Genomic DNA, 13,702 nt, shown 5'->3' on the forward strand with positions numbered 1-13,702 from the left:
TGCTTGCACCGCCGGGCTGCCGATCGGACGGAGCCGGCGTCGTGCCGGCTTCCATTATCCATATCCGCCCCTACCTATGGCATAAGACGACGTGAATCTGAGATACTGTTCATTTATACAGATATCCCAACCGCCGGCCCTCATCCGCCCCTCTTTTCCGGCGTCTTGCCGGACCCAGGCTACGATCACCCCATGAGCTCCGAAATCCGCATCGTTGGCGCGCGCCAGAACAATCTCAAGAACCTCGACCTGACCATCGCCACCGGCGAACTGGTCGTCGTCACCGGCGTTTCGGGTTCGGGCAAAAGTTCGCTGGCCTTCGACACCCTGTATGCCGAAGGCCAGCGCCGCTACGTGGAAACCTTCTCGCCCTATGCGCGCCAGTTCCTGGATCGCATGGACAAGCCGCAGGTCGATCGCATAGAAGGCATCCTGCCCGCCATCGCCATCGACCAGACGAATCCGGTGCGCAGTTCGCGCAGCACGGTCGGCACCATGACCGAGCTGAACGACCACCTGAAGCTGCTGTACGCCCGCGGCGCCGCGCTGCACTGCCGCTGCTGCGGCAAGGTGGTGCGGCGCGACTCGCCCGACTCGATCCATCGCTCGGTGGCCGAGCGGGCCGAGGCCGCGGGCGACCCGCGCCTGGTGATCACGTTCCCGCTGGCCGTGCCGGCCAACTTCACCGAAGACGAGGTGCGCGGCTTCCTCGACCAGCAGGGCTACACGCGCGTGCATGCCGAAGAGGCGCCGCGGGAAAGCACCGTGCCGAAGGTAGTGTCGCGCGGCAAGACCAAAGGCAAGGGCAAGGCGGCCGAGCCCATGGAGGCGCGCCGCATCCTGCACGTGGTGCAGGACCGCTTCCGCTTCGCCGGGGCCGAGCGCGAACGCGTGATGGAAGCGCTCGATACCGCGCTGCGCATGGGCGCCGGACACGTGGCGGTGCACGTCGCGGGCGACGACGGCCAGGACAGTGCCGTCTGGAAATACAGCGACCACCTGCACTGCGCCGACTGCGACATCGAGTACAGCGACGCGCTGCCCAGCAGCTTCTCGTTCAATTCGCCGCTGGGGGCCTGCGAAAGCTGCCGCGGCTTCGGCCGCGTCATCGGCATCGACCTGGGCCTGGTGATACCGGACGAGAACAAGACCCTGCTCGAAGGCGCCATCAAGCCCTGGCAGACGCCATCGTTCAAGGAATGCCAGGACGACCTGGTCAAGTACGCGCCGCGCGCCGGCGTGCCGCTGTCCGTGCCCTGGAAATCGCTGAGCGCGGACCAGCGCGACTGGGTGCTGAACGGCGCGGCCGACTGGAAGGGCGGCAACCAGGCCTGGAAGACGCAGTGGTACGGCGTGCACCGTTTCTTCGAATGGCTGGAAAGCAAGGCCTACAAGATGCACGTGCGGGTGCTGCTGTCGAAGTACCGCAGCTACACGCCCTGCCCCACTTGCCGCGGCGCGCGGCTGAAGCCGGGCTCGCTGCTGTGGCGCCTGGGTACGCGCGCGGAAGCGGATGCGGCGCTGGCGCCTGGCCATGTGGCCGACACGGTGTCGGACGGCCAGGCCGCGGACGCCGCGCAGGCCGCGCGGCAGGGCGGCAGGCAATACCACCGCTTCATGCCCGCCGGCGTGGACTGGACGCGCGAGCAGCTCGATGCGCTGGACGGTCTGTCCGTGCACGACATGATGCTGCTGCCCATCGAACGCGTGCGCCGGTTCTTCGACGCGCTGCGGCTCGAGGGCGTAATGGATGCCGCGTCCGACCTGCTGCTTACCGAGGTGCGCGCGCGCCTGCGCTTCCTGTGCGACGTGGGCCTGGGCTACCTGACGCTCGACCGGCAAAGCCGCACGCTGTCCGGCGGCGAGGTGCAGCGCATCAACCTGACCACCGCGCTGGGCACCTCGCTGGTGAACACGCTGTTCGTGCTGGACGAGCCCTCCATCGGCCTGCACCCGCGTGACATGCATCGCGTGGTCGAGGTCATGCACCGGCTGCGCGACGCGGGCAACACGCTGGTGGTGGTGGAACACGATCCGCAGGTGATGGTGGCGGCCGACCGCATCATCGACATCGGCCCCGGCCCGGGCGAGCGCGGCGGACGCATCGTCTTCGACGGCACGCCGGACCAACTGCGCACGGCCACCACGCTGACGGGCGATTACCTGGGCGGCCGCCAGCGCGTCGAGGCGCCGCGGCCCATGCCGGTGGCGCGCAACACGCCGCGCCTCGTTCTCGAAGGCGCGCGCGCCCACAATCTGCGCAACGTATCCGTCGAGCTGCCGCTGGGCCGGCTGGTGTGCGTCACGGGCGTATCTGGCTCGGGCAAGTCGACCCTGGTGCAGGACGTGCTGTATCCCGCGCTGCTGAAGCAGCAGGGCAAGCCCACCGAGGCCCCCGGCGAATTCGATCGGCTGCTGGGCGCCGAACAGATCGCCGAGGTCGTCATGGTCGACCAGACGCCCATCGGCAAGACCGCGCGTTCCAACCCCGCCAGCTACGTGGGCGCCTTCGACGCCATCCGCAAGCTGTATGCGCAGGCGCCGCTGTCGCGCGAGCGCGGCTATACGGCCGGCATCTTCAGCTTCAACAGCGGCGACGGCCGCTGCCCCACCTGCGGCGGCACGGGCTTCGAACACGTCGAGATGCAGTTCCTGTCCGACGTGTACCTGCGCTGCCCCGACTGCGACGGCAAGCGCTTCCGGCCGGAAGTGCTCGAGGTCCGCATCGAGCACCTGGGCAACAGCGCGTCCATCGACCAGGTGCTGGACATGACGGTCAGCGAGGCGCTCGAGTTCTTCAAGGGCCTGCGCGACGTGCAGACCGGCCTGGCGCCGCTGGCCGACGTGGGGCTCGAGTACGTACGGCTGGGCCAGCCCGTGCCCACGCTGTCGGGCGGCGAGGCGCAGCGCCTGAAGCTGGCCGGTCACCTGGCCGAGGCGGCGCGCAGCGGCATCTCCACCGCCAAGGTGGCCAAGAAAGGCAGCCTGTTCCTGTTCGACGAGCCCACCACGGGCCTGCACTTCGACGACGTGGCGCGCCTGATGCGCGCCTTCCGCAAGCTGCTGGCGGCGGGCCATACGCTGCTGGTGATCGAGCACAACCTCGACGTGATCCGCGCGGCCGACTGGCTGATCGACCTTGGTCCCGACGGCGGCGACGCCGGCGGCGAACTGGTGGGCGTGGGCACGCCGCAAGACCTGATGGACAACCCGCGCTCGTACACCGGACAGGCCCTGCGCGAGTACCAGGGCTCGGTGCTGCCGGCCTCGCCCGTGCCGGCCGACGTGGTGGTGGCCAGCGACATGGACGCGCAAGAAGCCGAGCAGGCGGGCCTGACGGCCGTGCTGGCCGAGCCTCACACGCCGTATGGCGCCGAAGCGGCCAGTGGCACCCCGTTGCAATCGCTGATGCGCCGCCGGCGCAAGGCAAGCCAGGCCATCGAGATCCTGAACGCGCGCGAGCACAACCTGAAGAACGTCAGCGTGGAGATCCCGCGCGACAAGTTCACGGTGATCACCGGCGTGTCGGGCTCGGGCAAGTCGACGCTGGCCTTCGACATCCTGTTCAACGAAGGGCAGCGCCGCTACCTGGAATCGCTGAACGCCTATGCGCGCGCCATCGTGCAGCCGGCGGGCAAGCCCGACGTGGACGCTATCTTCGGCATCCCGCCCACCGTGGCGATCGAGCAGCGCACCAGCCGCGGCGGGCGCAAGTCCACCGTGGCCACGATGACCGAGATCCATCACTTCCTGCGGCTGCTGTACATGAAGCTGGGCACGCAGTACTGCCCCGACTGCAAGGTGCCGGTCGAGCCGCAGAACACCGACCAGATCGTGGCGCGGCTGCTGCGCGAGCAGAAAGGCGAACACATCGGCATCCTGGCGCCGCTGGTGACGGCGCGCAAGGGCTACTACACCGACCTGGCCAAGTGGGCCGCGGGCAAGGGCCACACGCACCTGCGCGTGGACGGCGCCTTCATTCCGGTGTCGCCGTGGCCGCGCCTGGACCGCTACAAAGAACACACCATCGAGCTGCCGGTGGCCGACCTCGTGGTCGATCCCGCGCGCGAGGGCGAACTGCGCGAAGCCGTGAAAAGCGCGCTGGAACATGGCCAGGGCGTGCTCAGCGTGGTGTGGCCGGTGAACAGGCTGCACGAGGCGCTGGACACCGACCTGCACCAGCAGCACTTCTCGGTGAAGCGCGCCTGCCCTTCTTGCGGCACCAGCTTCCCCGAACCCGATCCGCGGCTGTTCTCGTACAACTCCAAGCACGGCTGGTGCACCGGCTGCTACGGCACGGGCCTGCAATTGCAGGGCTTCGATGAAGAGCAGACCGGCGAGGAGACCGCCTGGAACGCCTGGTACGAGGGCGAGGCCAAGCCATGCAGCGTGTGCCACGGGCAGCGGCTCAACCGCGTGGCCCTGGCGGTGCGCTGGCGCGACCGTTCCATCGCCGAACTGGCCTCGCTGCCGGTCAGCGACGCGCATACCTTCTTCACCGGCCTGGTCGCACGCGGCCGCGAGGGCGAGATCGCGCGCGACATCCTGGCCGAGATCCGCGGCCGGCTGACCTTCATGCAGGAGGTCGGGCTGGGCTACCTGGCGCTGGACCGCGCCGCGCCCACGCTGTCTGGCGGCGAGGCGCAGCGCATCCGGCTGGCCGCCCAGCTGGGCTCGAACCTGCAGGGCGTGTGCTACGTGCTGGACGAACCCACCATCGGCCTGCACCCGCGCGACAACCGCATCCTGCTCGACGCGCTGGCCAAGCTGGAAGGCAACGGCAACACACTGGTGGTGGTGGAGCATGACGACGACACCATCCGCCGCGCCTCGCACATCATCGACATCGGCCCCGGCGCGGGCGTACGCGGCGGCCGCGTCGTGGCGCAGGGCACGGCGCAAGACCTGGTGGAATCCCCCGAGTCGGTCACGGGCCGCTATCTGGCCAAGCCGCTGGCCCATCCGCTGAACGGCCGCCGGCCCATCGATGCCGATACGCCCATGCTGCAGATCCAGGGCGCGCGGCTGCACAACCTGCGCAGCGTGGACGCGCGCATTCCGGTCGGTCGCCTCACCGTGGTCACCGGCGTATCGGGCTCGGGCAAGTCCACGCTGGCGCGCGAAGTGCTGCTGGACAACCTGACCCAGGCGGTCTCGCAGCGCAAGGCGCCCACCTGGGCCGGCTGCACGCGCATCACCGGCTGGGAAGTGCTGGATCGCGTGCTCGAGGTCGACCAGACGCCTATCGGCAAGACGCCGCGCTCGTGCCCGGCCACCTACGTGGGCTTCTGGGACGACGTGCGCAAGCTGTTCGCCGACATGCGCGAGGCGCGCGTGCGCGGCTGGACCGCCGCGCGCTTCTCGTTCAACACCGGCGACGGCCGCTGCCCGGTCTGCGAAGGCCAGGGCATGCGAACCATCGAGATGAGCTTCCTGCCCGACGTGAAGGTGCCGTGCGATGCCTGCAACGGCGCGCGCTTCAACAGCGATACGCTCAGCGTGCAGATGCGCGACAAGAATGCCGGCCAGGTGCTGTCCATGGAAGTGGACGACGCCATCGGCTACTTCGCGGCGCATCCGAAGATCCAGCGGCCCCTGCAGCTGATGCAGGACGTGGGGCTTGGCTATCTGACCCTGGGCCAGCCCTCGCCCACCCTGTCCGGCGGCGAGGCGCAGCGCATCAAGCTGGTGACCGAACTGTCCAAGGCCAGGCTCACCGAAGGGGTGTTCAAGACGGGACGCGCCTCGCGCGCGCCGCACACGCTGTACGTGCTGGACGAGCCTACGGTGGGACTGTCGATGGCCGACGTCGAGAAGCTGGTGCACGTGCTGCACCGGCTGGTCGAGGCCGGCAACACGGTGGTCGTCATCGAACACAATCTCGACGTGATCGCCGAGGCCGACTGGCTGCTGGACCTGGGCCCCGAAGGCGGAACGGGCGGCGGCCAGCTGGTGGCCGAAGGCTCGCCCGAAAACGTGATGGCCGCGCAAGGCAATTCGCATACCGGGCGGATACTGCGCGAGTTCATGGACCAGACGCAGCAGGCCTGAGATGAACAGAGTCACGTGCGCGCCGCGGCCGCCGTCCTTGTGGCGGGTCAGTCGGCGCCCGGAAGCCGCCAGGGCGGGTTGACGACATGCAAGCCCGATTCGAAGACCGCCTGGCCGGCCGGGCGCTGCAGCTGCTCGGACCGCGCGAACGCATCAGCGCCTGCCGGCGCGGCGAGGTGCCCGCGGCGCTGGATGCCATCGAGCGCGCGCGTGCGGCCGGCCATTGGATCGCCCTGCTGCTCGATTACGAACTAGGCGAATGGCTGCTGCCCGAGGCGGCGCGGCCTCCGCCCGGCGAGACGGATGCCGAGCCGCTGCGCGCCGACGACGGCAGCGCGCGGCTGACCGCGCTGGTATTCGACCAGGCGCGCCACGAGGCGCCGTGGGACGCGCCCGCCGCAGGCGACCCGCCGGCGCGCATCGCCGCGGTACGGCCGCGCATGGCGCGCGAGCTTTACCTTGAGCGCATCGAGCGGATCCGCACGCTGATCGCGCAGGGCGAGTTGTACCAGGTGAACTACACCCTGCCGCTGGACGTGTCGCTGGAAGGCGATCCGCGTTCGCTCTATCGCCACATCGCGGCGCGCCATCCGGTGGCGCACGCCGCCTATGTCGAGGACGGCCAGCGGACCGTGCTGTCGTTCTCGCCCGAGCTGTTCGTCGCGCGTCAAGGCTCGCGCCTGGTCACGCGCCCCATGAAGGGCACCGCGCCGCGCCATGCCGATCCCGTCGAAGACCAGCGGCTGGGCGAGGCCCTGCGCGCCAGTCCGAAGGACCGCGCCGAGAACCTGATGATCGTGGACCTGCTGCGCAACGACCTGGGCCGGCTGGCCGTGCCGGGATCGGTGCGCGTCGACGACCTGTTCGCGCTGGAGCGCTATCCCAGCGTGTGGACGCTGACCTCGACCATCTCGGCCGAGGCGCCGCAGGCCACGCTGGCGCAGGTGCTGGCCGCCCTGTTCCCTTGCGGCTCCATCACGGGCGCCCCCAAGATCGCCGCCATGCGCCGCATCCGCCGCATGGAGATCGCGCCGCGCAGCCTGTATTGCGGCAGCGTAGGCTGGCTGGCGCCGGACGGCGACTTCTCGCTGAACGTGGCGATCCGCACGCTGGTGCTGCCGTCATGCGAGTCGAACCAAGGCGGCGCAGGCTCGTCGCACATTGTCGACCTGCCTCGATCCGAGCAAGCGCGTGCGGCGTCAAGCGGCCCGACGACGCCCGGTCCTGCGGTCCGTAGCGGCGTGTACCATGTAGGCGGCGGCATCGTGCACGACTCCGATCCCGAACGGGAATGGCAGGAGTGCCATTGGAAGGCGCGCATCCTGGGCTGACCAGGATGAATCAAGTGCCGCGACCGCTGCGTTCCCATTCCCAGCAACCGCTACGCGGAGCCTGCATGCGGCCCGAACTCATCGAAACGATCCTGATCACGGCGGACCGTGGCATCCCGCTGCTGGCGCGCCATCTTGCCCGCCTGCAGAATTCGGCCCAGGCCCTGGGCTACCGATGCGACGCCGACGCGATCGAAGCGGACATCCGCGCCGCCGCCAGCATGACGCTGGCCCCCGGTCCGCACCGCCTGCGCATGCTGCTCAACTCTGCCGGCGACCGTACGCTGCAGGCCTCTCCGCTGCCCCCGCTGCCCTCGGACCAGTCGATCATGCTGTCGCCCGAACCGCTGGACCCGGCCGAACCGCTGCTGCGCCACAAGACAACGTATCGCCCCTGGTACGCACAAACGGTTTCGTGGCTGGCAGAGCACCCGCACGTCTTCGACCTGGTCTACGTAAACACGCGCGGCGAACTGTGCGAAGGCAGCCGCAGCAACATTCATCTGAAACTGGACGGCCGCTGGTACACGCCGCCCCTGGAAAGCGGCTGCTTGCCCGGCGTCCAGCGCGCGGCGCTTATCGACGCAGGCAAAGTACAAGAACGCGTGTTGCCGGTGGCACTGGCGCGCGAAGCGCAGGCAATCAGACTGTCCAACGCGTTACGAGGGTGGTTCGACGTGACGCTTCGGGAGTGAACGCGATTGCGGCTTAAGCGCTGTCGATGCGCGTCATCGGTGACGGTCAGGGCTTGCACGTGGCGACTTGTCGTTGACGATTTGTGGCTTGGAAGCGGCGTCTCATCGATGACGATGAGGCTTGGAAGCCGTCCTCGTGCGGGCTCGAATGGGCCGCTCCCGGCCAAGTCGTCGGGCTCGGGCGCGCCATCAGGCGCCCTCGGCCGCTACGCGGCTCCCCCTCCTCCAATTGGCCGTCGCGGCCCATTCGAGCCCGCACGAGGACTCTTTCAGCGTCATGCGGCGGCCGATGAGCATCTGCATGCCATTAGCAGTTTGCTTATCCGCATGTCATGAAAGTGAGACCGCTGTCGGCCAGAAGCGGTCGTCGACTAGTTGCCCCATACCAGGGTCGGTCGATTTCTTACGTTACGGGGCGCAGCGCAGCAGCAACGTGGCAAGTCCAAGCGCTCGACGCGCTTCATGCCTCAGCGCGACCCACCTCAAGCCCGTGTACCCAGTTCCAGCGCCTCCGCGAACTTCCGCATCAGACGCACTAAATCCGCGACGTCTTCGGCGGCCCAGTCCTGAAAGATTCCCCGTGCCAGACGCTCGCGGGCTTGGTCAAGCTTGTCAGTCACTGCTTTGCCCTTGGAAGACACCACCGTTTCGCGCATCCGGCGATCTTCCGGATTCGCGTGCCGCATCACCATCCCCATCCGTTCCAGCTTGGCGACCTGGCGGCTGATGGTCGTGTAATCCCTGCCGAGGCGATCCGCCAGATCCACCACCCCGATCGGGCCCACCCTTTCAATCACCACCAATAGGCGAAAGAGCGCCTGGTCCAACTGCACGCCGGCTTCCGCGATCAGCCGTTCGTCGTTCCTTGGGCGGTTCATCACGCTTACGATCGTGATCAAGGATCGATGAAGGTCCTTCAACTGCGCCGAGATATGTGTATCTTGCACTTTCTTTTTTGTGACCATAGACTGTCCTCTCAATGTGTGCATATTACACATACCTTGGAGAACTGATATGCGTGAGCCCGTTGACGTCCTGATCTGCGGTGCCGGGACTGCCGGCCTGACCCTGGCAATAGAACTGGCGCGTCGCGGCGTGCGCTTTGCCCTTATCGAAAAGCTCCCATCCCCCTTTCCGGGCTCACGCGGGAAAGGAATTCAACCGCGCACCCAAGAGGTCTTTGAAGACCTGGGAATCCTGGACCGAGCCATGGCTGCGGGTGGCATCTATCCCAAGGTTCGGAAATACTCGGCCGACGGCTGTCATGTGGACCAGGAAGTGACGACGGTTGCCGCACCTACGCCTGCCGAGCCCTACCCGCTTCCGTTGATGGTTCCGCAGTTCAAGACCGAAGCGATAATGCGCGAGCGCCTGTTGGAACTGGGCCATGCGCCTGATTGTGGTGTGGAGCTGATCGGGATGGAGGTCGGCGCCGGCGGGATAAAAGCGGTGCTGGCCACCCCGAAGGGCGAGCAGTGGCTCCACACACGCTATCTGGTGGGCGCCGACGGCGGGCGCAGCCTGGTGCGCCGCACTCTGGGCATAGGCTTTCAGGGCAGGACTTTAGGCGTGCGGGCAATCGTGGCCGATGTCGTGCTGGAAGGGCTGCCGCGCGATATGTGGCACCAGTTCGACGGTAACGGCGCGGGTCCCCTGGCCATCTGCCCGCTCGCGGGCACCGACCTGTTCCAGATCCAGGCGCCCGTTCCTCTGGAGGGCGACATCAACCTTTCCGCTGCTGCGTTGACTGAACGTGTTGCCCTGCACACTGCGCGCTCGGACATTACCGTCCATTCAGTTGCTTGGTCTTCGATCTACAACATGAACGCCAGGCTAGCCGACCGTTACCGGGATGGCCCCGTCTTCCTGGTCGGTGATGCGGCACATGTCCATCCCCCCACCGGCGGACAAGGCCTCAACACCAGCGTGCAGGACGCCTACAACCTGGGCTGGAAGCTAGCGGCCGTGCTCGCTGGCGCGCCGGAGGGGCTACTGGAAACCTACGAAGCCGAACGCCGGCCCGTGGCCGCGGAAGTGCTCGGCCTGTCCACACGGTTGCTTGCTGGTTTCAAGACGGGGGACAACAGGCGGACCCGTGAAGTCCTGCAACTGGACATCGGTTATCCCGCCTCGCCGCTATCGCTTCCGTCGCAAGCCGACAGCAGACTTGTCCCGGGCAGTCGTGCGCCCGATGCCATAGTGCGTGGCGCAGGCGGCAGCCCCACGCGCCTGTTCACCCTGCTAAAGGGCACGCACTGGACCTTACTGGTGAATGGCCCCTCAACCTTTCTGCCAAGCGCCGGCTTGCACATCCACAGCATTGGGCCCGGCATGGAGATCGAAGACCACCAGGACCAGTTCGCCAGGTTCTACGGTCTCGCGGAGGGCGCCGCCGCGCTGGTCAGGCCGGACGGGTACCTGGCGGGTGTCTTTGCCAGGGATCGGGCGGTCGTATTGCAAGAGTATCTGGACCGATACTGCAAAACCCGGTGACCGACTGCAACGCCTCGAAAGTCGGCATTCGCCTCACCGTACATAAACGTGAGCTTGGCCGCTTAGGGTTCTGCAGCGGCCGTAGCCATGGTCCGCGTCTGACCGCTGTCTTGATCCATGACACGTGGAGATGCCATGAAGTTCGACGTTTACGGTAGATTTGCGCTGGAAGTGCTTCATACGACCCGCGGGTGGGAGGTGTATCGCCTTACCGACGGCAAGCATGTGCGTGCGGATGACATCATCATCCCGGCGGATATGGCGGTTGGCGACATCGCGGCATACCTTGATGATCTCCTTCACGAAATATCTCGGCCTGGGGACAGGATCGTAGAGCTGTGAGGGCCCAGCGCGCCAACGCTGACGACCTCGACGCGCGAGCGGGCACACGGTCGAGACTTGAGAACGCGGCGCCGGCCAAGAGCGGTATACAAAGCGCGACCGACTTCATTCCGCGCGACCGACGCAGCCACTCCATTCCACCGCGAGCCGCTGCACTAAAAATGCGACGGCTTGAGTCTTAAATAGCCTCTGTATGGCCTGCCCGCCCGTGCCGGCCAATTGGAGAAGGGGAAGCCGCGTAGCGGCCGAGGGCGCCCTGATGGCGCGCCCGAGCCCGACGACTTGGCCGGCGCGGGTGGGCAGGCCATACAGAGGCCACTTAAGAACCCAAACAAAGCCCCACAAAAGAAGAAGCCCCCGCACCCGCAGAGATTCACCCCAGCGCCAGGCGTATCGCCTCGTTGGCAGCCGCCATCCCCATGACCGCCGTGACGGTCACCACCGACCCGTAGCCTGCGCAGGACAGGCCTTGCGGCGCCGCGGGCGGCGTACCCTCCGCCCCCATGTCGTCGTCGAGTTCGGCCGCGCGCGCCCAGGCCTGGGGCAGGATGGCGGGCTGGTCGAACCAGAGCGCGCGCACGCCCATGCGCGGCACGCGTTTCAGTGCGCGGCCCTGGCGGTCTGAGGCGCGCGGGTAGCCGTGTTCGCGGCGCAGCTTGTTGCGCAGCTTCGACAGCAGCGCGTCGTTGCTCGCCTCGGACAGGTCACCGGCGCGCAAGGACAGGGGATCGGTCTTGCCGCCCGCGCCGCCGCACAGCAGCAGTGGCACGCCGCGCTCGCGCGCGTGCAGGATCATGGCGATCTTGGCAGCCGCCTGGTCGGTGCAATCAATGATGGCGGCGTAGCGGCCCGCGAGCACCTGGGCTACGTTGTCGGGCGCCACGAACTCGTCGATGCGGGTCACCACGCATTCGGGATTGATGTCGCGGATGCGGGCCGCCATGGCCTCGACCTTGGCCTGTCCCAACGTGGGCGTCAGCGCGTGGATCTGCCGGTTGACGTTGGACTCGGCGATGTGGTCCAGGTCGATCAAGGTCAGCGCGCCCACCCCGCAGCGCGCCAGCGCCTCGGCCGTCCACGAGCCCACGCCGCCCAGTCCCGCCACGGCCACGTGCGAGCCGTTCAGCCGCGCCGGAGCGCCCGGGCCGTACAGGCGGGCCAGGCCGCCGAAACGGCGTTCGGCATCGATGTCGCAGGTGGAGAGAGCGGGAGGGGCGATGGTCATGGTGGCGGTATTTTCCCATTTTCCGCATGCCGGCCATGCGACCTGGGCGGCAGGCATGACGCGCCCGCATCGGCAATCGCGCGCATCGGCCCGGTTCCCGCCGCGCGCGGCCAGCGTGCGTCGGTTATTGCGCCGCCGCCACGGGGCCGGTGCCCGTGTCGCCGCCCAGCGCCTGGTACAGCGACACCTGGTTCAGCAGCCGGTTCAGCGCGTTCTCGGCCACCGCCACTTCGGCGTTGCGGCGCTGCTCCTGCGCGTCGAGCCAGAAGCGCAGCGACACGGCGCCGGCGCGGTAGCGCACCTCGTACAGCCGTTCGGCGCGCCGCGCGGACTCCAGCGACAGAGCCAGCAGGCGCGCCCGCTCGGTGAGCTGGGTACGGGCCGACAGGGCGTTCTCGACGTCGGACATGGCCTGGTAGAGCGCCTGGCGGAAGACCACCACGCGCTCTTCGAAATCGGTGCGCGAGATGTCGATGTTCAGCTCCATCTGGTTCCACTGCAGGAACGGCAGGGTCAGCCCCGCGCCCAGCGTTCCCACCGGATTGCGCAGCAGGTCGCCCAGGGCGGTGCTGGCCGTGCCCAGGGCGCCCGTCAGCGTGATGGGCGGGTAGTAGCTGTAGCGCGTGGCATCGACGTTGGCCAACGCGCCGCGCAGGCGCAGTTCGGCGGAGCGCAGGTCCGGACGCCGGCCCAGCAGGTCGGCGGGCAGCCCTGCGCGCACCGGCGGCAGTTCTGTCTGGGGCAGGCGCGGCGGATCGGCGACGATGGGTCCTGGCGGGCTGTCGAACAATATCGCCAGGGCGTTCAGGTTTTCCACGCGCTGCTGCATCAGGTCGGTATGCGCAGCCTGCTGGTTGGCCAGATTCTGTTCGGCCTCGGCCACTTCCAGCGCGGAGGCGCCCCCGGCCGCATACTGCGCGCGCACCATGTCCAGCGTGCGCTGCGCATAGGCGATGCTCTCGCTGCTGGTGGCCAGGCGCTGGTTCAAGAAACCGATCTGCCAGTACAGCTGCGCGGTGGTGCCGGTCAGGCTCAGCGCGGTGCTCTGGCGGTCCTGCTCGGTGGCCTCGGCTTCCCATTCGGCCGCGTCTCGCGCCCGCGACAGCCGGCCCCACAGGTCCAGCTCATAGCTCACGGTCAGTTGCGCCGTGTTGTTGCGCGTGATCAGCCTGTCGCCGTACAGGTTGCGGGACCGGGTCACGTCCACGCTGCCGCCAAATATGGGGAACAGATCGCTGCGGGCCAGGCCGGCGGTCAATTGCGCGCGCCGCACCCGCACCGCGGCGGCCGCCAGGTCGTTGTTGCGCGCCAGCGCCTGGGTCATCAGCCGGTCCAGTTCGGCGTCGCCGAAGGCCAGCCACCATGGGCCGGCCAGCGACGCCGCATCGCCCGGCTGACCCTGAGTCCATTGCATCGGCACCTGCACGGCGGGCCGCTCGTAGCGGCTGTCCAGCAAGCCGCAACCGCCCAGCAGCAGGGCGGCCGCCAACGCGGCGTACAACGGACGCCTACTGCTCTTGCAGCGCCTCGGTGACGACAACGCACTGAGGAACGGAACGGAAATC

General features: G+C 68.0%; 8 protein-coding genes. 5 read left to right on the plus strand and 3 right to left on the minus strand.

Translation table 11 applies throughout. The features are described 5' to 3' along the window. Nucleotides 1-192 precede the first annotated feature (192 nt). The 3 genes from CAL15_RS19185 (at nucleotide 193) to CAL15_RS19195 (ending at nucleotide 8,077) form a co-directional block, all read left to right on the plus strand. On the plus strand, nucleotides 193-6,051 hold the full coding sequence (locus CAL15_RS19185; protein WP_086079953.1) for an excinuclease ABC subunit UvrA: 5,859 nt from the start codon (nucleotides 193-195) through the stop codon (nucleotides 6,049-6,051). Between the two features lie 86 nt (nucleotides 6,052-6,137). Beyond that, on the plus strand, nucleotides 6,138-7,382 hold the full coding sequence (locus CAL15_RS19190) for an aminodeoxychorismate synthase component I (protein WP_086079954.1): 1,245 nt from the start codon (nucleotides 6,138-6,140) through the stop codon (nucleotides 7,380-7,382). Nucleotides 7,383-7,447: 65 nt separating this feature from the next. Further along, nucleotides 7,448-8,077, plus strand: coding sequence for an aminotransferase class IV family protein (locus tag CAL15_RS19195; protein ID WP_086079955.1), 630 nt, complete (start codon nucleotides 7,448-7,450; stop codon nucleotides 8,075-8,077). Nucleotides 8,078-8,559: 482 nt separating this feature from the next. Here the strand turns inward: CAL15_RS19195 and CAL15_RS19200 are convergent, their stop codons facing one another. Then, nucleotides 8,560-9,042, minus strand: coding sequence for a MarR family winged helix-turn-helix transcriptional regulator (locus tag CAL15_RS19200; RefSeq protein ID WP_086079956.1), 483 nt, complete (start codon nucleotides 9,040-9,042; stop codon nucleotides 8,560-8,562). Nucleotides 9,043-9,091: 49 nt separating this feature from the next. Here CAL15_RS19200 and CAL15_RS19205 point away from each other — a divergent pair, with 49 nt between their 5' ends. Next, nucleotides 9,092-10,570 carry an FAD-dependent oxidoreductase gene (locus CAL15_RS19205; RefSeq protein ID WP_086079957.1) on the plus strand — a complete coding sequence of 493 codons (1,479 nt, stop codon included), beginning with the start codon at nucleotides 9,092-9,094 and terminating at the stop codon, nucleotides 10,568-10,570. A gap of 135 nt (nucleotides 10,571-10,705) precedes the next feature. Beyond that, nucleotides 10,706-10,912, plus strand: coding sequence for a DUF7661 family protein (locus CAL15_RS19210; protein WP_086079958.1), 207 nt, complete (start codon nucleotides 10,706-10,708; stop codon nucleotides 10,910-10,912). A 373-nt stretch (nucleotides 10,913-11,285) separates the two neighbouring features. Here CAL15_RS19210 and CAL15_RS19215 read toward each other — a convergent pair whose 3' ends face one another. Together CAL15_RS19215 and CAL15_RS19220 are read right to left on the minus strand one after the other, a co-directional pair. Then, nucleotides 11,286-12,137, minus strand: coding sequence for a tRNA threonylcarbamoyladenosine dehydratase (locus CAL15_RS19215; protein WP_086079959.1), 852 nt, complete (start codon nucleotides 12,135-12,137; stop codon nucleotides 11,286-11,288). A gap of 124 nt (nucleotides 12,138-12,261) precedes the next feature. After that, a complete protein-coding gene (locus CAL15_RS19220; protein ID WP_232468035.1) occupies nucleotides 12,262-13,638 on the minus strand; it encodes an efflux transporter outer membrane subunit in 1,377 nt (458 codons plus the stop codon). Between the last annotated feature and the right edge of the window lie 64 nt (nucleotides 13,639-13,702).

This window comes from Bordetella genomosp. 13 (genome assembly GCF_002119665.1).
Taxonomy (GTDB): Bacteria; Pseudomonadota; Gammaproteobacteria; order Burkholderiales; family Burkholderiaceae_B; genus Bordetella.

Coding starts and splice junctions, on each gene's coding strand:
- CAL15_RS19185 (WP_086079953.1), top strand. CDS start 193: ATGAGCTCCGAAATCCGCATCGTTGGCGCGCGCCAGAACAATCTCAAG.
- CAL15_RS19190 (WP_086079954.1), top strand. CDS start 6,138: ATGCAAGCCCGATTCGAAGACCGCCTGGCCGGCCGGGCGCTGCAGCTG.
- CAL15_RS19195 (WP_086079955.1), top strand. CDS start 7,448: ATGCGGCCCGAACTCATCGAAACGATCCTGATCACGGCGGACCGTGGC.
- CAL15_RS19200 (WP_086079956.1), bottom strand. CDS start 9,042: ATGGTCACAAAAAAGAAAGTGCAAGATACACATATCTCGGCGCAGTTG.
- CAL15_RS19205 (WP_086079957.1), top strand. CDS start 9,092: ATGCGTGAGCCCGTTGACGTCCTGATCTGCGGTGCCGGGACTGCCGGC.
- CAL15_RS19210 (WP_086079958.1), top strand. CDS start 10,706: ATGAAGTTCGACGTTTACGGTAGATTTGCGCTGGAAGTGCTTCATACG.
- CAL15_RS19215 (WP_086079959.1), bottom strand. CDS start 12,137: ATGACCATCGCCCCTCCCGCTCTCTCCACCTGCGACATCGATGCCGAA.